General features: G+C 35.9%; 17 protein-coding genes. 15 read left to right on the top strand and 2 right to left on the bottom strand.

Going from position 1 to position 19468, the window contains the following annotated elements; all coding sequences use genetic code 11:
* Positions 1 to 145: 145 nt before the first annotated feature.
* A complete protein-coding gene (locus BKP35_RS07985; RefSeq protein ID WP_071312824.1) occupies positions 146 to 1324 on the bottom strand; it encodes a GNAT family N-acetyltransferase in 1179 nt (392 codons plus the stop codon).
* 659 nt (positions 1325 to 1983) lie between these two features.
* Here BKP35_RS07985 and BKP35_RS07980 point away from each other — a divergent pair.
* The 9 genes from BKP35_RS07980 to BKP35_RS07945 all read left to right on the top strand — a co-directional run bounded on the left by BKP35_RS07980 (position 1984) and on the right by BKP35_RS07945 (position 13221).
* Positions 1984 to 2814: an ABC transporter permease subunit gene (locus tag BKP35_RS07980; protein ID WP_169819168.1), complete on the top strand. Its 831-nt coding sequence runs from the start codon at positions 1984 to 1986 to the stop codon at positions 2812 to 2814.
* Positions 2811 to 3692 carry an ABC transporter permease gene (locus tag BKP35_RS07975; RefSeq protein ID WP_084031519.1) on the top strand — a complete coding sequence of 294 codons (882 nt, stop codon included), beginning with the start codon at positions 2811 to 2813 and terminating at the stop codon, positions 3690 to 3692. Before BKP35_RS07980 ends, BKP35_RS07975 begins: the two co-directional genes overlap by 4 nt.
* A 104-nt stretch (positions 3693 to 3796) precedes the next feature.
* Entirely contained in the window at positions 3797 to 4024 is a 228-nt protein-coding gene (locus BKP35_RS07970) for a hypothetical protein (protein ID WP_071312822.1), read from the top strand.
* Positions 4025 to 4193: 169 nt separating this feature from the next.
* A complete protein-coding gene (adhE, locus tag BKP35_RS07965) occupies positions 4194 to 6797 on the top strand; it encodes a bifunctional acetaldehyde-CoA/alcohol dehydrogenase (protein ID WP_071312821.1) in 2604 nt (867 codons plus the stop codon).
* A gap of 401 nt (positions 6798 to 7198) precedes the next feature.
* Positions 7199 to 10021, top strand: coding sequence for a 2-oxoglutarate dehydrogenase E1 component (locus BKP35_RS07960; RefSeq protein WP_071312820.1), 2823 nt, complete (start codon positions 7199 to 7201; stop codon positions 10019 to 10021).
* On the top strand, positions 10014 to 11294 hold the full coding sequence (odhB, locus tag BKP35_RS07955) for a 2-oxoglutarate dehydrogenase complex dihydrolipoyllysine-residue succinyltransferase (protein ID WP_071312819.1): 1281 nt from the start codon (positions 10014 to 10016) through the stop codon (positions 11292 to 11294). Before BKP35_RS07960 ends, odhB begins: the two co-directional genes overlap by 8 nt.
* A gap of 72 nt (positions 11295 to 11366) precedes the next feature.
* Positions 11367 to 11522: a small, acid-soluble spore protein L gene (locus tag BKP35_RS19145; RefSeq protein ID WP_139192821.1), complete on the top strand. Its 156-nt coding sequence runs from the start codon at positions 11367 to 11369 to the stop codon at positions 11520 to 11522.
* Between the two features lie 328 nt (positions 11523 to 11850).
* Positions 11851 to 12570: a lysophospholipid acyltransferase family protein gene (locus BKP35_RS07950; RefSeq protein ID WP_071312818.1), complete on the top strand. Its 720-nt coding sequence runs from the start codon at positions 11851 to 11853 to the stop codon at positions 12568 to 12570.
* Positions 12571 to 12891: 321 nt separating this feature from the next.
* Entirely contained in the window at positions 12892 to 13221 is a 330-nt protein-coding gene (locus BKP35_RS07945; RefSeq protein ID WP_071312817.1) for an SCP2 sterol-binding domain-containing protein, read from the top strand.
* Between the two features lie 966 nt (positions 13222 to 14187).
* Here the strand turns inward: BKP35_RS07945 and BKP35_RS07940 are convergent.
* Positions 14188 to 14331, bottom strand: a complete 144-nt coding sequence (locus BKP35_RS07940) for an FbpB family small basic protein (RefSeq protein ID WP_071312816.1) — start codon at positions 14329 to 14331, stop codon at positions 14188 to 14190.
* 204 nt (positions 14332 to 14535) lie between these two features.
* Between BKP35_RS07940 and BKP35_RS07935 the strand changes: the two genes are divergently transcribed.
* From BKP35_RS07935 to cspD, 6 genes are all read left to right on the top strand, one after another.
* Positions 14536 to 15039, top strand: coding sequence for a ferritin-like domain-containing protein (locus BKP35_RS07935; RefSeq protein ID WP_071312815.1), 504 nt, complete (start codon positions 14536 to 14538; stop codon positions 15037 to 15039).
* Between the two features lie 355 nt (positions 15040 to 15394).
* Positions 15395 to 15544 (top strand): hypothetical protein, encoded by a 150-nt coding sequence (locus tag BKP35_RS19455; protein WP_169819167.1) that lies wholly within the window; start codon positions 15395 to 15397, stop codon positions 15542 to 15544.
* 209 nt (positions 15545 to 15753) lie between these two features.
* Positions 15754 to 16725: an MBL fold metallo-hydrolase gene (locus BKP35_RS07930; RefSeq protein ID WP_071312814.1), complete on the top strand. Its 972-nt coding sequence runs from the start codon at positions 15754 to 15756 to the stop codon at positions 16723 to 16725.
* Positions 16726 to 16876: 151 nt separating this feature from the next.
* On the top strand, positions 16877 to 17338 hold the full coding sequence (locus BKP35_RS07925; protein ID WP_071312813.1) for a hypothetical protein: 462 nt from the start codon (positions 16877 to 16879) through the stop codon (positions 17336 to 17338).
* A 570-nt stretch (positions 17339 to 17908) separates the two neighbouring features.
* Positions 17909 to 18703, top strand: coding sequence for a VLRF1 family aeRF1-type release factor (locus tag BKP35_RS07920; RefSeq protein ID WP_071312812.1), 795 nt, complete (start codon positions 17909 to 17911; stop codon positions 18701 to 18703).
* A gap of 333 nt (positions 18704 to 19036) precedes the next feature.
* Complete coding sequence (gene cspD / locus BKP35_RS07915; protein ID WP_071312811.1) at positions 19037 to 19237, top strand: cold-shock protein CspD; 201 nt, start codon at positions 19037 to 19039, stop codon at positions 19235 to 19237.
* Positions 19238 to 19468 lie beyond the last annotated feature (231 nt).

Here is a 19468-nt window from a genome sequence, read left to right as displayed (position 1 = left end):
ATAAAGAAATAAAATGGAGTTATTCAAAAATAAAGTGTAAGGCACCTAATATAGACGGATAAGGGATTTATCCGTCTATATTGAGTAAGTTTATTTAGTGTCAGACGTTTATGAGACAGCTCGATTTTATTTTTGAAATAACCCTTTAGAAAAAGTCAAAAAATGCCGGATCTTTTCCTGGAATGGCCCTCTCTAGTAGAGTAACTTCCTTTTTTGCTCCTGTAATCTCTTCAAACTGTAATAGTATTGAAGGGGTTTGGTAGTTTAGTAACATTGCTGCTAAGCTACGAACCGAACAAGTAATGCCACGTTTAGGAGGATGGCTGCAAGATACACCTTCTTTTGATGCTGGGAACTGTTTTACTTCGTTGTTACTTACGAAAAATGTTCCTGTATTCCAATTACAAAAAGAATCTTCTATGTGAAGGACAATCGTTTCTTCATCTTTCAAATCAAATGGATACATAGAGAGGAACTCTTTCACGTCAACAATTCGCGCCATAAAATAAGGTTCAATATTTTGATCGACAAGTGGCTCATTGATAAAAAATAGTGCTGGATCCTTGCTGAATGTCGTATATTCAACAGTGTCAGCCATAGAATCGTGGTTAGAAATAAAGTTCCAAAGTTGTTTCCAGGCGGCTGTTGTTAAGTAAACTAGTTCCGATATTTTCATTTTGCGTTCTTTTACATCATACTCGATATACCCTTGTGCTTCGTTTTGTTCATCATAATAGACCGCAATTTGCCCTTTAAGATTGGCAAAGATCCTATCTTCCCACCATTTTTTATCACGTAGTAGCATGCCGTTAAATTCGAGAGCAAAACGTTGATACATACTGTTTAATAATTCGAAGTTTGGAGCAACGCGCTCGATGGAGCCTTTTTGAGTCTCAAAACGAGGGATTTGCGCCTTTGTTAACGTAACTCGCTTTTTATCAGCAAAGATCTCCCACCCATATTTTCGATAAAAAGAGATCGAGAACGGAAAAAGAAAAGAAATCGTTTGGCCATTATCTTTCATTTCCTCCAAACTCCTCTTTAATAACGTTTTTACTAAGCCATTTCTTCGGTATTCAGGCCAAGTCACTACCCCTGAAACCCCGCCCATAGAAAATGTCTTTCCTTGAATTGTCGTCTCAAAAGGTAGAATAGTGACTTTAGAAATTATTTTTTCATTTTCTGTAGCGACGATAGTGTTACTAGGGTCAATCGTTTCTTTTCTTTTTTGACGTTGTTCCTCGGATAGTTTTAATTGGAAAGCGAATTCAGACATAGAGATACTTAAATCTATTTCTTCTTGTTTTAGTTTTCGAATATTCATAGCTCGGCACCCCTTTTTTGTGTAGTTTAATAAATCTCATAATCATTATTTGGCACACTAAGATGCTTAAGTTATTTAAGTTAAATCGTCCTCAACTAGATGGATATGGCTAGTTTATTGGCATTATGAAATTGACTGTTACAAACAATAAGCATAAGTATGTTTTCGGCACTAATGGGAGAAATCCTTTGATTGAGTTAAAAACTCTTTTGTGTAGAATAGTAAATTTAGAGTTTTTTCTAAAATGAGAGAATTTTTACAATAGTTTCAAAGCTTCGTCATGAAGGTTTTGTATGAAAAAAGAACGAGTGATTTCCTGAACGAGCCTCTAAAATTCGCTAGAAGTTTACAGCGAAGAGAAGGAAATCATCCGCCTTTTCCATATTAGATGGTGACGGTAAATCGTCATGCTCGTTTTGTATGAAACATAGTAAGAATTTTATGCTGGTACTTGAAAAAATACGAAATTTTTATATTAATATAAAATCATTGCATTCCATTTATTTTTATAGGAAAATAGTGAAGAATTTAAAAATTCTGTTATTTATTCGGGGGTGACTGGAATGCATGTGATGATTAAAATTGGAAAATATACACTCATATATACTGCAATAATTTTTATGCTAATCCTTATTATTCTATTCCCTCGGGATGCGCAAATGATTCAAGTTAATGGGGTGATGGAATATCACTATCAATTTTCATGGGAAACGTACTATGAAAGTGTGAGTAGCTATTTTAATAATATAGTAGAAAATAAAAGTTTAGGAGGAACAAGAAACCATTTTACAGTAGAAGAGATTTTAGCAATTTTCCTACCGAGAAGTTTAAAAGTAATTGTTACAGCCTTTATCATTAGTTTATTTTTCGGGATTTTAAAAGGAATTTTAGATTTTCGGCATTCACAAAAGAAGTCAAATGTGATAGGAAACGGAACTACATTTTTGTTTCAAGCAATTCCTGATTTTTTTCTAATTATAATTATCCTCTTATTAGTCATTAGTTTTTTCCCATTTATACCGATTTTTGCACAAGGAGTATGGTATGAATTTTTGATTCCCTCGCTTCTCGTAACGATTTTACCGCTAATGTATGTGGCGCGAATTACTTCAAGTGCAGTCGCTTCACAAGAAGGGCTGCAATATATCGTTGTTGCAAAAGCGAAAGGGTTATCTAATAAGATGGTTCTTTATAAGCACGTTTTGAAAAATTGTTATAGTACGATTTTTTCTCACTGCTCTAGCTTAACGATTTATATTATTTCAAATTTACTTATGGTTGAATATTTACTTAGCTATCAAGGAGCCGCCTTTCGACTTTTCCAAGCGATAGATTATAGAAATTCAGTATCTGTAGGTCGAAGGTCAAACTTTGAACCAGAATTAATTATTGCGATTGCCGTTAGCTTTATGCTAATTATCATGATCTCCCAAATCATTAGTGAAGTTGCAACTGACTCATTAGATCCAAGAAGGAGGGAGAAACGGTGATCAAAAACAAATCGTTTATCGTTGGCATAATAATGTTGTCGTTTTTACTATTGATCATGGTGATCGGTCCATATTTACCTTTTGTGGAGCGGGAAATCACGGAAGAAACGTTACGGATAAGTGAAGACGGTTTTGATAGAGCGCCATTTCCACCTTCATCGGAGAATCCATTTGGAACTGATAGTAAAGGAAGGGACTTATTATCTCTGATTATTCACGGAGCGAAAGATACAATCTTCATTGTATTATTAATTACATTAATAAGATATCTCGTAGCTGTCCCACTGGCATTAGCAGCTATTAACGAGAAAAGTCCTTTTTACTGGATAATGAGTGGTTGGAACAGAATTTTTTCAGCACTACCGCCAATTTTTTCAGCCATTTTATTAATGAATATTCCGTTTTTTGTTTTTTCTGATCACCGTTTGATGGCTGTAATCATCATTCTTGCATTTATTGAAGTAGGTAGAGTAAGTTATATTTTACAACAAGAAGGTAGGGGGGTAGCTAATTCATTATATGTAGAGGCTGGGATTACGATCGGTAACACACCGAACCAATTAGCTTACAGGTATTATTTACCGACACTATTACCTTCTATTGCGGTTAACTTTTTCTCTGATTTAGGAAAAGTGTTAATTTTAATCGGTCAACTTGGGGTATTTAGTATTTTCATTACTCAAACGTGGATTCAACTAGGTGCTGGTTTTGGAGAAATTCAAAATACGAGCTATAATTGGGCAACGCTATTAGGAGAAACAAGAACCTCTATCAGAAGTGCGACGTGGATACCGCTTTTTCCAGCACTAGCGATAACCTATACAGTCATTGGGTTTTACTTAATAGGTGAAGGGTTACGCGCACATTTTAATCGTTAAAATTTCAGAATGAAAACGGTTCATAAACAGACAAAGTTTGTTCACTATTTCACAAACTTTTCTGTGCTACAATAAAGTCAAGAAAATAAAAGGAGTTGATCTAAATGATCTTATGCCAATGGAAAGACTTCTCTACTGACACTGAAATTTATACGCAAAAAATGTTTGAAGAGCTTGTAGGAGATGAGTTCGATGCGATGATGTTTGAAGAAGGAAAGGCGATACCTTCTTATATTTGGACTGTTAATTTTGTTTGTATTATAAAGCAAAATTCAAAGATGTATAGTGATATTTCAATTACGAAAATTCATAGAAATCCAGTTTGTGAATAAAATTTTTTAATAGATTATGCTCACTGCTTCACAATATGACTTGAGTTGGAGTTGAAAAAATATAGTGATATCAACTTCATGCAATATATAAGCAGTTCAATTTTTTTAATAGATTATGCTCAACACTTCACAATCGGGTGGTTGTTGTTATAACAAGGAGGATATATATATGAAAGTTGTAGAAAAAGAAGTGAAAAAACAAGAAGATGTACAACAAATGATCAACACGTTAGTAGACAATGGTCAAAAAGCGTTAAAAGAGTTTCTAAGTTTTGACCAGGAAATGATAGATCAAATTGTTAAAGAAATGGCGTTAGCAGGACTTGATCAACATATGCCGCTTGCCAAATTAGCGGTCGAAGAAACTGGACGAGGTGTTTACGAAGATAAAATTATTAAAAATATCTTTGCTACAGAGTATGTTTATCACAACATTAAGTACGATAAAACGGTTGGTGTTATTGATGATAATGAACACGAAGGAATTGTACAAATAGCTGAACCAGTCGGTGTCGTCGCAGGTGTAACGCCGGTAACAAATCCGACATCTACGACGATGTTTAAAGCGATGATTGCCGTAAAAACGAGAAACCCAATTATTTTCGCTTTTCATCCATCGGCTCAAAAATGTAGTAGTGAAGCAGCTCGAGTCCTTCGTGATGCGGCGATTAAAGCAGGCGCACCGGAAAATTGTATTCAGTGGGTTGATGCGCCATCGATTGAAGCAACCCAACGACTAATGAACCATTCAGGCGTTGCCCTCGTACTTGCTACTGGTGGAGCAGGTATGGTGAAAAGTGCATACAGTACTGGAAAGCCGGCCTTAGGTGTTGGCCCTGGAAATGTTCCTTGTTATATTGAAAAAACAGCGAGTGTTAAGCGTTCTGTGAATGACATAATTTTATCGAAAACATTTGATAACGGCATGATTTGTGCATCAGAACAAGCCGCAATCGTTGATCAAGAAATTTATGAAGATGTGAAGTCGGAAATGAAGGCAAACAGTTGCTATTTCTTAAACGAAGCAGAAAAGGCGAAAGTCGAAAAGCTTGTCATAAATGAACAAACTTGTGCAGTTAATCCAGATATCGTAGGGAAAGCTCCATATGAGATTGCGAAACTAGCAGGGGTAAAAGTACCTGAAGATACAAAAATTTTAATTGCCGAACTTACAGGTGTAGGACCAGGGTTCCCACTTTCAAGAGAGAAATTAAGTCCGGTATTAGCTTTTTATAAAGTGAAATCGACAGAAGAAGGCTTAACTCGTGCTGAACAAATGTTAGAGTTCGGTGGTCTTGGTCACTCAGCGGTAATCCATTCAAATGATGATGCAGTTATTACTGAATTTGGAACTCGTATGAAAGCAGGACGTTTAATCGTAAACGCACCATCTAGCCAAGGAGCGATTGGCGACATTTATAATGCATTCTTACCATCATTAACATTAGGTTGTGGTTCTTACGGTCGTAACTCAGTTTCCTCCAACGTAAGTGCTGTTCACTTATTAAATATAAAACGCTTAGCGAGAAGGAATACGAATATGCAATGGTTTAAAGTACCACCAAAAATTTATTTTGAAAAACATTCAACACAATATTTATCAAAAATGCCGAATATATCAAAGGCAATCATTGTCACTGATCCGGGCATGGTGAAGTTAGGATATGTAGACAAAGTATTGTATTACTTGAGAAAAAGAGCGGATTATGTTCATTGTGAAATTTTCTCAGATGTAGAACCAGACCCATCGATTGAAACGGTGATGAGGGGTGCAGAAATGATGCACAACTTCCAACCTGATGTCGTTATTGCCTTAGGTGGCGGTTCAGCAATGGATGCAGCAAAAGGGATGTGGTTATTTTATGAGCACCCTGAAACGGATTTTAACGGCTTAAAACAAAAGTTTTTAGACATTCGTAAACGTGTATTTAAATATCCGAACCTTGGAGGTAAGGCTCAGTTTGTAGCGATACCGACAACTTCAGGAACAGGTTCAGAAGTCACGTCGTTTTCAGTAATTACTGATAAAGAAAATAATGTAAAATATCCGCTAGCTGATTATGAGTTAACTCCGGATGTAGCGATCATTGATCCACAGTTTGTCATGACAGTACCGAAACATGTTACAGCTGACACCGGTATGGATGTATTAACTCACGCGGTCGAGGCGTACGTGTCAATCATGGCAAATGATTATACTGATGGATTAGCAATGAAAGCAATCCAACTAGTATTTAAGCATTTACCAACGGCGTACCGTAACGGTAATGATGAAGTTGCACGTGAAAAGATGCATAACGCTTCAACGATTGCGGGCATGGCGTTTGCGAATGCATTCTTAGGTATAAATCATAGTTTAGCACATAAGTTAGGCGCGGAATTCCACATTCCACACGGGCGTGCAAATACGATTTTAATGCCCCATGTCATTCGTTACAATGCGACAAAGCCGAAAAAGTTTACGGCTTTTCCGAAGTATGAGCACTTTATAGCTAATGAGCGCTATGCTGAGATCGCAAGAATGCTCGGGCTTCCAGCGAGTACGACCGAAGAAGGAGTAGAAAGCTTAGTTCAAGCGATCGTGAAATTAGCGAAAGAGTTAGATATTCCGATGAGTATCGAAGCTTGCGGTGTGAACAAAAAAGAATTTGACACGAAAGTTGAACAACTTTCAGAGCGTGCTTTTGAAGACCAATGTACGACAGCAAACCCTAAGCTCCCACTCGTAACAGAACTTGCAGATATTTATCGAAAAGCATATAAAGGAATTTAATAAATTTATTTATAAGGAGTGAATTTCATAATTACCTTATTTGAGCCATATGAAGCTATATGTAGTTGCGAGCGGTTTAACGCACTACATATAGATCTTAATGGCCAATAAATTGAATTATGAAATTCATTAATAAGGTCTGATCTTCAGTGCTTGCCGGCAGTGGGGGTCAGGCTTTTTGGTCGTCTGTCTAAAAATAATTATTAAATGCGGCCATACACCTAAAAGTAAACCACCAAAAGTTTGGCGAAAATAGTCTATTAAAATCGGAAACGCTTTCTTGAAAAGTTAATTAACACTATGTTAGTGTTGTTAACGTATGATGGCTATATAGTTTAAATTTAAATCTGTGAGCAAAGTATCAGTAGTATGCATATGTTCAATCATTGGAGGTTTGTTGGATGCGAAAAATCAATGATAACAACGAAAATCCTTGGTACAACATCTCTGGACTCAATTTAGCTTATTTGATCGATTTATATGAACAATATCGTGAGGGCCGAACTGAAATAGACGAAGAGTTGAGGAGTTTATTTGATCAATGGGGTTCGCCCTTAAATGAGAAAATAAATAGGAGCTGTATTGATTTACATGGTAATGACGAAGGATTAAAAGTCGTTGCAGCTACTAAGCTAGCCGATCACATTCGTAATTACGGTCATCTCTATGCTGATTTATGTCCGATCGATAGTCATTCCACAAATAAGAAACAGCTTCAGTTAGAAGATTTTCACCTGACAAAAACCGATTTAGAAAAGATGTCTGCTCAAATTATTTGTTCATGTGAAGGAGTAAATTTAGAAAATGCGTATGAAGCATTTTTATATTTAAAACAATGCTACACAAAAACGGTTGGGATTGAGTTTAGTCATGTTCACAACAAAGAAGAACGAGAATGGTTGATAGATAAAATTGAACAGGGGCGACTATATCAAAGTTTTACGAAAGATAAAAAAATTAACTTGTTAAAGAGTTTAACAGAAGTAGAAGAGTTTGAAAATTTTATACAACGAACATTTGTCGGTCAGAAGCGTTTTTCTGTTGAAGGGTTAGATGCACTTGTTCCGATGTTACAAAATGTCATTCAGAAAGCGTCACTAGATGGAGTGAAGAATGTGATGATCGGTATGGCGCATCGCGGTAGGCTGAATGTTTTAGCGCACGTATTAGGAAAGCCTTATGAGCAGATTTTTTCCGAGTTTCAGCAAGCACCAAATAAAGAGTTAGTCCCCTCTGAAGGTTCGACAGGGATAAATTTTGGCTGGACGGGAGATGTAAAATATCATTTAGGCGCTGATTTACAGCTGAAACAGAAAAAAGCAATGGTGACACTTGCGAATAATCCAAGTCATTTGGAATTTGTCGGTCCAATCGTGCAAGGGTTTACGAGAGCGGTTCAAGATTATCGCTCAACGAGAGGGTATCCAGAGCAGGATACGTCTAAGGCGCTCTCATTGATCATTCACGGTGATGCTGCTTTTGCAGGGCAAGGAATCGTTGCTGAAACGTTAAACTTAAGCGGTTTAAAAGGATACAAAGTTGGTGGGAGTATTCATATTATTGCCAATAATTTAATTGGTTTTACGACCGACAGTATTGATTCTCGGTCAACAACGTATGCTAGCGATTTAGCGAAAGGTTTTGAAATCCCGATTATACATGTGAACGCTGATGATCCAGAAGCTTGTATATCGGTGATGCAATTAGCTTATGAATATCGTCAAGCATTTAAGCGTGACTTTATTATTGATCTCATTGGCTATCGTCGCTATGGGCACAACGAAATGGATGAACCAGCGATCACTCAGCCGAAAATGTATGAATTTATTCGAAAGCATTCAACGGTGAAAACACTTTACAAAGAAATGTTAACCAAAAATGGAGTTATCACTGATGATATCGAATTTGAAAAAAAGGTAAAGCAAAAGCTTCAAGAGGGGTACGAAAAAGTAAAAAATGGAGCTTCTCTATCCGAAAATGAAGTAGTTGAAAATAAAAATGAATCTTTGTCTCAAAAAAGTGAGACGAATGTACCAATAGAAACATTACGACAGATCAATCAACAATTGCTAAAGTGGCCTAACGAGTTTTCGATCTTCCCTAAATTAGAAAAAATTTTAAAGCGACGAAAAGCTAGTTTTGAAGAGGGGGGAAAAGTCGATTGGGCACACGCTGAAGTGTTGGCGTTTGCAACAATCTTAAATGATGGAACACCGATAAGATTAACAGGGCAAGATTCAGAAAGAGGTACGTTTGCTCAGCGTCATCTTGTTTTAAATGATTACCTGCACGGGACGAGATTTTCCCCACTCCATCAATTAAATACAAGTAATGTTTCATTTGCGATTCATAATAGTCCTTTGTCTGAAGCCGCGGTTGTCGGATTTGAGTATGGTTATAATGTCATCGCCGAAAAGACGCTCGTTTTATGGGAAGCGCAATACGGTGATTTTGCTAACGGTGCTCAAGTGTTGTTTGATCAATTTGTTTCTAGTGGACGTGCGAAATGGCGCCAAAAGTCAGGAATCGTCTTTTTACTACCACATGGATATGAAGGGCAAGGACCAGAACATTCAAGTGCAAGAATAGAACGTTTTCTTCAGTTAGCAGCTGAAAATAATTGGACGGTAGCTAATTTAACGAATTCAGCCCAGTACTTTCATATTTTACGAAAGCAAGCGGCCATGTTAGGACGTGACAATGTTCGTCCGCTCGTTTTAATGACGCCGAAAAGTTTGTTGCGTCATCGTTTAACGGCATCGTCCCCCTTACAATTAGCCGAAGGAAGTTTTGAACCGCTGATCCAACAGAAAGTTTTAAATCATCCTGAAGAAGTGACGAGACTAGTTTTATGTAGTGGAAAAATAGCGGTAGATCTTAAAGAAGCATTAACTGATGAGAAACAGCCACTTGACGAGCTTCATATAATGTCGGTTGAACAGTTATATCCATTTCCAAAAGAAAATATAATCGAAATTATTTCTCGCTTCCCATCGCTACAAGAAATTGTTTGGGTGCAAGAGGAGCCTAAAAATATGGGTGCATGGTTTTATATAAATTTAAAGATTCGTTCTGTCGTCCCGAAAAACGTTTCTGTTCGTTATATCGGACGACCAAATCGTTCAAGTCCAGCAGAAGGTGATCCAACGGCTCATAAGCTGGAGCAAAAACGTATTATTACAGAAGCTCTGAAATTTAAAAAGGGAGGCATGAACGATGAATGAAATAATTGTCCCACAACTTGCTGAATCGGTAACTGAAGGAACAGTCGCAGAATGGTTAAAAAAGCCTGGAGATATAATTAATAAAGGAGATATCGTTGTCGAGTTAGAAACAGATAAAGTCAATGTTGAACTAAACTCAGACTATTCAGGTGTTTTAAAAGAAGTGTTAAAACAATCGGGAGATACCGTTAAAGTCGGTGAGGTAATCGCTGTTATTGCTAATGAAGCAGAAGAGTTAGCTGAGCCGGCTCCAAAAAAGAAAGATGCTGAGGGAAACAGCTCATACGAAAGTGAAATAGATCAAGGTTCTCCTACTCAAGGACAACAGAGGCCCCTCGCATTTCCGTCAGCAAGAAAACATGCGAGGGAAAAAGGAATAGACTTAAATGCGATTCCGTCGTCAGACCCATTAGGAAGAGTCAGAAAGAAAGATGTTGATAGTTATGAAGCTACACGTCAGTCAGGTGAAAAAAAACAGCTAGAGGTTGAAGATATAAAAAATGTCACCCAAAATAATACACGTGAAGCAAAGAGGCAAACAGAAGGAAAGTGGCATCAAAGTGACTTAAACAACGAACGGATCGAGCGCATCAAAATGTCACGACGTCGCCAAACCATTGCGAAACGCTTAGTCGAAGCCCAACAAACAGCAGCAATGCTCACAACTTATAACGAAGTTGATATGACAGAAGTGATGAAACTTCGTAATCGTCGAAAAGATAAATTTTACGAGCAACACGGTGTAAAGCTAGGATTTATGTCGCTGTTTACAAAAGCAGTAGTTGTTACATTAAAACAATTTCCGTTATTAAATGCCGAAATTCAAGAAGATGAAATTATCTTAAAGAAATTTTACGATATCGGAGTAGCTGTTTCTACAGATGAAGGTTTAGTGGTACCAGTTGTTCGTGAAGCTGACCGCCTAAGCTTTGCTGAAATTGAAAAAGAGATATCTGATTTAGCGATGAAGGCTCGAGATAATAAACTAAAGTTGGGTGATCTCCAAGGGGGGACGTTTACAATTACTAACGGTGGAGTTTACGGATCGTTATGGTCAACGCCGATTTTAAATAGTCCGCAAGTAGGGATTTTAGGTATGCATAAAATTCAAAAGCGTCCTGTTGCGATTGATGATGACAAACAAGAAAATCGTCCAATGATGTATATCGCCCTTTCATATGATCACCGGATTATTGACGGAAAAGAAGCCGTTAGTTTTTTAGAAAAAGTGAAACAGCTGTTAGAAGATCCCGAAGATTTGTTTTTAGGATAAAAAAAGTCATTACGATGCGCTTAATAATAAACAGCATTTAGGGAAAATTAACTACTTAGGAGGTGATCATAAATGGCAAGAAATCCACGACCGACAAGAGGAAATAGAGATGAGACGATCCCTGGAAAAAGAAGCTCAAATCCGATGGGCGTTTCACCAGACCATGAGTTTTCCACTGAACCATTAAGTAAAGGTGCATTAGCAGCCAAAAAGAAAAATACGAAATAAAAAATCAACGGGGGGTTCCAAAGGAAAGTGTTAGACACCGTTAAGCATCAAAAATATAGATGGATAAATAAAATTATTTGTTTATATTTATTAAGCTCTACATGGTGTCAGACATTTATCGCCCCCCTTTTTTAAATTTTTCATTTAAAAGAGTGAATTTTATAATCACAAAAAATGAGCCACATCATGCAATATATAGTTTGCAAATGGTTTTGACGCAACTATATATTGATCTTAGTGGCGTGAATAATGAATTATGAAATTCATTGAAAAATATGGATTAATTAGTATAATAGAAAAAAGAGAATAATAGACAGTGGGGGATACTATGTTTCGAACGATCATATGGTTTACTTATTTTTGGATTTATTTAATTTTTACATATCCTGCTTTACTTAAAGTGAAAAAAATGCACAAGGCTGGACATAAAGAAGAAATGGAACAATTAATCTTTAAAACAGCACGCAATTGGGCGCAAAAGTTAGTAAAGTTAACAGGCTCGACGGTTGAAGTTAAAGGAAAAGAAAACTTACCGGAACAAGGTCCTTTTGTGATCGTCAGTAATCATCAAGGCAATTTTGATATCCCTATTTTACTAGGATATTTAGAGCGTCCGATAGGTTTTATATCGAAAGTTGAAGTGAAAAAGCTCCCGATTATTCGCGATTGGATGGTTTATATGAACTGTGTATTCCTTGATCGAAAAGACCGCCGCCAAGCGATTAAGGCTATCAATGAAGGTGCAAAAAATATTAAAAACGGAACTTCAATTGTCATTTTCCCAGAAGGAACAAGAAGTAAAGGTATGGATATGAACCTTTTTAAGGCAGGCAGCTTTAAGTTGGCCCAAAAAGCTGAAGTACCAATTGTTCCCGTCGCGATTAAAGGGTCATTTAAAATTATGGAGCAAAACGGAAACCGTATAAAGCCAGCAAAAGTTACTGTAACGGTACTACCAAATATTCAACCAGAAGATTACATTGATAAAGATTTAAAGGTTTTTGCTGAGGAAGTTCATGAAATGATCCAGCAAAAAGTAAGTCAATAATGAATGAACAAGCCTTGGACAAGTTGTTGTGCAAGGCTTGTTTGTATGTTTGTATGGAAAAACAATGCTCGGTCGCTTTTCTTGAGAGAGCTGATTCACGATGGTTACAGATATTATTTTTCCTTAAAAAAAGGAAATTTCCGTTTTTTATCTAATTAATATTAATAAGTGGGTGAATTATTATAATTCCAAAAAAGTTGCCACATTAATCTACATCTAATTGAGATCGATTTTACACAACTAGATGTAGCATCCCTAGTGGCGCTAAATAAGAATTATGAAATTGATTAAAGTTATTAAATAATATTAGGGGGTAACAACATGACAGTTAAAGAAACGTTCTATCAACTTGCTCAAAAAATGAATGAGGACTCACTCGGTATAAAAGGAGTTAACACAGCCTACCAATTTGATTTAAGCGGAGACGAAGAAGGAGTATTCCAAGTCATTATTAGAGATGAACAAGTTCATGTTTACGAAGAGGTAAAAGAAGATCCGAATTGTACTTTGCAATTATCCGATAAAAGTTTATTAAAACTTATCGCGGGGAACTTAAACCCTACAATAGCATATATGAGTGGAAAGCTGAAGGTTAAAGGCGAATTAGGATTAGCATTAAAGCTACAATCTATTTTAAAAAAATACGAGTAATATTAGAGCCCGCACAGCCACTCGTCGTATCATAGTATGGGGGGAGTGCGCAATAATTCGCACTCGCTCGGTAGTATGCACTATGGGGAGAGTGTGCTGTAGTTGGGTTCCTTATGGGGTCAAGCATGCGAGAAGATCTTGCGTTACCTTTTGGTGAGTGTGAGGCTTCGTTCGGGCACGGGAGAAGGTCTCGCGTTCCCTTTTGTGTGAGGTGACGCTTTGTTCGGGCACGGGAGAAGGTCTCGCGTTCCCTTTTGTGTGAGGTGACGCTTTGTTCGGGCACGGGAGGAGATCTCGCGTTCCCTTTTGTGTGAGGTGACGCTTTGTTCGGGCACGGGAGAAGGTCTCGCGTTCCCTTTTGTGTGAGGTGACGCTTTGTTCGGGCACGGGAGAAGGTCTCGCGTTCCCTTTTGTGTGAGGTGACGCTTTATTCGGGCACGGGAGAAGGTCTCGCGTTCCCTTTTGTGTGAGGTGACGCTTCGTTCGGGCACGGGAGAAGGTCTCGCGTTCCCTTTTGGTGAGTGCGATGCTTTGTTCGGGCACGGGAGGAGATCTCGCGTTACCTTTAGCTGATGTAGAGTACGATTAGGGCACTTACACTAATTTGCACATCAACCCCTGTTATACTGCGCATAACCCCCATACTATGACATACTATAGTTCTGTTTCAGTTGTGATTAGTCTAGAAATATTAACGATTAGGTTTTACTGCCAGGTCGCTCTAGTACGATTTATAAAAGTAACTAATACAAAACAAAGCACACCCCATATAAACTGGTAGGTGTGCTTTAGGATAAAGTTCCATTAGAGCCTTGTAATCACTTTAATGAATTTCATAATTCATTATTATCATTATTAAGTATCTATAATTTGTTGCGTAAATTAGCTCGCAACTAATTATAGTTTGATATAGCTCAGTTTAGGTAATTATGAAATTCACTCAGTTATAAAAAGTTAATTAAACGTTTAATTAATTTTTCTCTTAGAGTATTCTTGTTGTTTCTTTTCTAGTTTAGCATCAATCTTTTTTAAGGCATCTGGGTCACTTAATAGTTGTTTCTTATTTTCTTCTACAAGCTCTTCAAAAGATTTACTATAAAGCCTTCTCATATGGCATCGGTCCTTTGTAATTATTTTGTTGATAACTTTATTATAACGTTTTTTAAACTTTGTGAAGCATTTAATTTGTTACAATTATTTGAATTATCTGTCATGTATTTTTATACGAGGGTTCCACTAAGGTCAAATGCACCAAATAATGAAAAATCACATATTGTATTACTAAATGTATAAAAATATGAGGATGTGATTTGAATGTACTATTACAATTATTATCTAACGCCACCAACGAATGAAATTCACAAAATGTTGAATTTGATTATTGAAGTGGTTAGGTTTGAAGCTGTGACAGAGCTAACCTTTGATTACTTGAAAGTATTAGCGCCAAGTAAAGAAGAAAAAGTGTTACTACAAAAAATGTTAGATGACGAGAGAGAGCACTTCAAAGAATTAAAAAGAATGTATTATAATATTACTGGTAAATCAGCTGCAGGGGATCCGCCAGTTTTCATAAGACCAGAGTCATACTTATTAGCAATTGAAAAGATTTTTTATGAAAAAGTAGAAATCATTCCTCTCTATAAAAAAATGAAAAAAATTGCCCCAACGATAGACATGCGTGAACAAATTTCAAATTTCATATATGATGAGTTAAGCCATTTATCGATGCTTAATCACATATTAATCAAAAGTAAAGTGACAGAACGGATTTATGATTATTCATCTGTTCGTTCGAGGCATTTAGGGATATACTATTAACAAAAAAAAGAAAGCATCAGACATAAAATCTGTTATGCTTTCTTATTTTTTGTGTTGTGGATAAAGGAATGGTTTTTCCACAACTTGAGAGGGTGGTTATCCACAGTGAATCCTCGTCAAATAATAGCTACCTGCTAAGTTATACACATAATCACAATTAGTTATCAACAGAATTTTGTTGATAAATCCAAAAGTGAGGAAAATAATGTTTTCACAAAAAAGTCATAATGTAACCGCTTACAACGTTAAAGCGCTATTTACAAAACTATTTAAATTTATTAGAATATTCATACAAATAAAAAAGAATAATATTTCATTATAATTTTAAATTTAAAGTTGATAGGGGGAATAACATATGCCAGTCACAGTAGACGAAAAAGTTCTTGAAGAAATGGAAAAGCAAATTGAACGTTTAAGTAAAGAACTTAACGAACTTAAAAAACCCCAAAATGTTGGTTTTGAAAAGTTAGAAACGGATCAATATTTAACAGAAGCATATAATTAATCATTAGAGCTTAACTTCGGTTGAGCTCTTTTTTTGTAATAGAAAAGTTGGTTAGTTGGAAAGTTGGAAAAACCTTTGAATTTACATATTAGATCATGACGGATGTGGCGTCATGCGAGTTTTGTAATTAAAAAATTCTAAAAATTATAACAATTTATCGTTATATTATTGTAAAATAGACTTATTGTGAAATGAAAGGAGTAAAGACGATGTTAAATAAAACGAAATGCCTTGAAAAACTGAATTTGCCTACTCCGTTTATAGTTGGGCCAGTAAATATTTATTTAATTAAAGGTGATGCTCTTACACTTGTTGATACAGGACCTAAGACGAAAGAGGCAACGGAAGTATTAGTGGAAGCATTAAAACAGCACGGGTACTCTGTAAATGATATTGATCAAATTATTTTAACTCATCATCACCCTGACCACGCCGGCTTAATTGAAGACGTATTTCCAAATGCAACGGTCATCGGCCATAAAAAGTGTCAACCATGGTTAAAAAAAGAAAAACACTTTTTAACGTTTGTTGAAAACTATATAGCAAAATTTTATAGTGAGCATGGAGTCTCCGACGAAATTGTTGATGAGATGGTGACTAAAAACCGATATTATCTATCTTTTACTGGAAATAGAGGGCTTGATATAAACGTTTGCGAAGGCGACAAAATTGATGGGGTACAAGGGTGGACTGTCATTGAAACTCCTGGTCATGCTCAAAGTCATATTTCTCTATACAATGAGAAGGACGGGTTATTGATTGGCGGTGACCATATTATCGAGCATATTTCTTCAAATGCGTTGTTAGAGCCACCTTATGTTAAAGGTGAGTCGCGTCCGCAAACTTTATTACAATACAGAGATTCATTACAGAAATGCTTAAATTTAAATATTAGAAAAGTATTCTCTGGACATGGAAAAAATGTGGAAAACATCGAAGTGTTGTTAAACAAACGGTTCCAAGAACAAGAAGAAAAAGCGAAACGGTTAAAATTAATGCTTCCAAAAGAAGGGATTACAAGTTTTGATTTATGTAAAAGCTACTTTGCCCACATTTATAAAAAAGAACCGACATTAACGATGTCAGAAATTATAGGTCACTTAGATTTATTAGAGGATCGCAAAATAATCGAAACAGTTAATAGTAATGGAAAGACTTTTTATACTTGTAAGGGTAATTAATTTGAGAGTGGCCAAGAAGTGTAAATATTTTTAATAGTTAGTTGAGTGACTGTTCATTCAATAATAATTTAAAATTAGCATACTGTTTCACTCGATTTATTGTTAAAATATAACTGTATATTTTAGGTTGACAAGGAGTGGGTGTGGAGAAATGGAAGAACATACTAAAAAAATGTTAGTTCGTGGAGCTATTATCGGTGGAGTTGTAGGGGGCGCGGTAGCTGTATTTAAATCGAAAACACAACTTAGCACTTGTATTACAAAGTGCTATCGTACGTCAACAGATGTTTTAAAATTTCTTAATGAAAATAGAACGGAAATTGTTGAACAGCTGAAGAATACGAGTGAAAAGTTCACAAAAGTCGTTGACGAAACAAACAATGATTTAAAGGCACTTTCTGGAAATATCAAGCATTTAAAACGTAGCTCATCGGAAATGGTTAATACCGTTCAACAAACAAAAGATCAACTTGTCGATATGTATGAAACGTGTAAACATAAGTTTGAAGAAGAACTAGATTCAGTAGATAAAAATGTGTCTGAGGAAAAACGAGGAGAAATAAAGTCTATAGAAGAAAAAGACCAAAATTTAGAAACAAAAGACAACGCATAAGTTTTTAAGAATTGTACATCATAATTAGCGAGGAGGACATAGTCCTTTTCAAAAAACCATATACACTAGCCATCATTCAAAAAGATGTAAGGAAAGTATGCTGCTTTAGATATTTAACTTTGTTAAAAAACTAAAGTAAAGGAAAACAAGCTTGCACAAATATGTGAAAGTAATGTTTTCTAATAAAAGCAACATCTCAAGAGAGGTGTGATAGCATTGAACAAGTTCGTTCAACATTAGCTAGTACCATCACTGGAGGTGTTTACGGCAGACAGTAACCGTTACGGCCCTAGAACATCGATTTTGAATAGGCATTAATGTGTTTATGGTTGGAGAAGGTAATCACAAACGTGGTTGCCTTCTTTTTGTATATAAGTTGGTTTGTTGGTTAGCGGCTAGTTGGTTAGGGCACTCGCCCGATTTTCATTTTAGATGGTAACAGTAAATCGTTATGCTGGTTTGAAAACCTTCTTAACAATGAGGACTAGCTGAGGGGTTAATTTTAAATGTTTATCATTTTTTTAAAACGGTTATTGAATAGTAATCCATATTTTAAAGGGGGATTACTAAGTGGCTTTAAGCAATGTTGTTAAAGAATTAAAAAGTTTTGAACAGGAAAAAGGGAAGAAAGTATTAACGCTTTATTTAAACACAGATCGTAGTGAGTGCCAAAACGGCTCTTGGAAAATAAGGCTAAAAAATGGTTTGAAAAAGTTGGAGTCTTATATTGAAGTCGGTGGAAATGAAAAGGAATTAAAACGTTATAAGGCTTTGAAGAAAAAAGTAGAAAAGACCATTCAAAACTCTGTAACGAATTTACAAAAAAGTATTGTCATTTTTGCTTCTTGTGATGCTAAACTTTATTCTGTTCACTTTCTACAACTACCTGTTGAAACTGAATTCTTTTGGGAAGATAAGCCTGAATTACATCAAATAGAACAAATTCAAGATCAGTATCCATCAAGCGGAGTGATTATTGCCAATGATGATGAGCTAATTTTAATGCATTCTTCATTAGGAGAGTTAGAAGAAGTTGCACGCTTTACTTTTGAAGCGTATACCGATGATTGGCGTTCTTTTGATGGACTAGCTGCAACAGAGAGAATGCCTTCAAGCGCTAACCACAAAGACCACTTCCAAGAAAGGTATAGTGCAAACCAACAGCGCTGGTTACGTACGCTTCTACCAGAAATTGAAGAAGTCTCTAAACAATTACATTGGAAATACGTCAATGTAATTGGACAAGCTGAATACTTACCAGATTTAGAAAATTATTTAAAAATAAAAATTAAAAATGTTTTAAGAAAAACATTTTCTAGTAAAGAACAAAATGACTTAATTTTAAAAGAAGTCGTAGCAGTGTAAAAATTAATTTGGGTGAAAAATTGCAATTTAAAAATCGCTATGCTAATATAAATTTATCTAGAGTAAGCGCTCTAGTAGCTCGACCAGACAGAATGAAATAAAGCAATAATACTTAGGCCTTTTTTAAAGTGCCCTTTGAGTTATTTTTTTACTTATTGAAGCCATTTTCTAACAATTACTAATGACTTCTTGGAGTAAAATTAAGTTGAATTCTCATACTATAAACGATAAAACCGTCTTTAGTATAGACGTTCATATCTTTATCTCATTTTTTGTTAGGTTTAGTGTAAATTAACATTGTGCAAGGCACGAAATTTAGGAGGCAATATTATTATGCAAAACGGTAAAGTAAAATGGTTTAACGCTGAAAAAGGTTTCGGTTTCATCGAAGTTGAAGGTGGAGACGATGTATTCGTACACTTCTCAGCAATTCAATCTGAAGGTTTCAAATCTTTAGAAGAAGGTCAAGAAGTTTCTTTCGAAATCGTTGAAGGTAACCGTGGACCTCAAGCTGCTAACGTAACTAAGATCTAATAACAAATATAATGGACAGCCTTCACAATTGTGAAGGCTGTTTTCTTATGATTGACTGCGCTAAAACAGCGGTTCAATGCGTCAAATAAGTTCAATGCACCTAAATCTCGTTTCAATGCGCCAAACTAGCGGTTCAATGCGTCAAATAAGTTTAATGCATCTAAATCTGCGTTCAATGCAACAAACCAGCGTTTCAATGCACCAAACCCGAAGTTCAATGCACCAAACCAA

Origin of the sequence: Anaerobacillus arseniciselenatis, assembly GCF_001865995.1 — a bacterium.
Classification (GTDB): domain Bacteria; phylum Bacillota; class Bacilli; order Bacillales; family Anaerobacillaceae; genus Anaerobacillus; species Anaerobacillus arseniciselenatis.
Note: the sequence above shows the minus strand (reverse complement) of the source record. Positions and strands in the feature narration are given on the sequence as shown.

Excerpts from the sequence above, each read along its gene's own strand:
- BKP35_RS07970 (WP_071312822.1), top strand. The coding sequence starts at position 3,797 with ATGATCTTATGCCAATGGAAAGACTTCTCTACTGACACTGAAATTTAT.
- BKP35_RS07925 (WP_071312813.1), top strand. The coding sequence starts at position 16,877 with ATGGAAGAACATACTAAAAAAATGTTAGTTCGTGGAGCTATTATCGGT.
- BKP35_RS19455 (WP_169819167.1), top strand. The coding sequence starts at position 15,395 with ATGCCAGTCACAGTAGACGAAAAAGTTCTTGAAGAAATGGAAAAGCAA.
- BKP35_RS07945 (WP_071312817.1), top strand. The coding sequence starts at position 12,892 with ATGACAGTTAAAGAAACGTTCTATCAACTTGCTCAAAAAATGAATGAG.
- BKP35_RS07940 (WP_071312816.1), bottom strand. The coding sequence starts at position 14,331 with ATGAGAAGGCTTTATAGTAAATCTTTTGAAGAGCTTGTAGAAGAAAAT.
- BKP35_RS07960 (WP_071312820.1), top strand. The coding sequence starts at position 7,199 with ATGCGAAAAATCAATGATAACAACGAAAATCCTTGGTACAACATCTCT.
- BKP35_RS07980 (WP_169819168.1), top strand. The coding sequence starts at position 1,984 with ATGATTCAAGTTAATGGGGTGATGGAATATCACTATCAATTTTCATGG.
- BKP35_RS07950 (WP_071312818.1), top strand. The coding sequence starts at position 11,851 with ATGTTTCGAACGATCATATGGTTTACTTATTTTTGGATTTATTTAATT.
- BKP35_RS19145 (WP_139192821.1), top strand. The coding sequence starts at position 11,367 with ATGGCAAGAAATCCACGACCGACAAGAGGAAATAGAGATGAGACGATC.
- cspD (WP_071312811.1), top strand. The coding sequence starts at position 19,037 with ATGCAAAACGGTAAAGTAAAATGGTTTAACGCTGAAAAAGGTTTCGGT.
- BKP35_RS07930 (WP_071312814.1), top strand. The coding sequence starts at position 15,754 with ATGTTAAATAAAACGAAATGCCTTGAAAAACTGAATTTGCCTACTCCG.
- odhB (WP_071312819.1), top strand. The coding sequence starts at position 10,014 with ATGAATGAAATAATTGTCCCACAACTTGCTGAATCGGTAACTGAAGGA.
- adhE (WP_071312821.1), top strand. The coding sequence starts at position 4,194 with ATGAAAGTTGTAGAAAAAGAAGTGAAAAAACAAGAAGATGTACAACAA.
- BKP35_RS07985 (WP_071312824.1), bottom strand. The coding sequence starts at position 1,324 with ATGAATATTCGAAAACTAAAACAAGAAGAAATAGATTTAAGTATCTCT.
- BKP35_RS07935 (WP_071312815.1), top strand. The coding sequence starts at position 14,536 with ATGTACTATTACAATTATTATCTAACGCCACCAACGAATGAAATTCAC.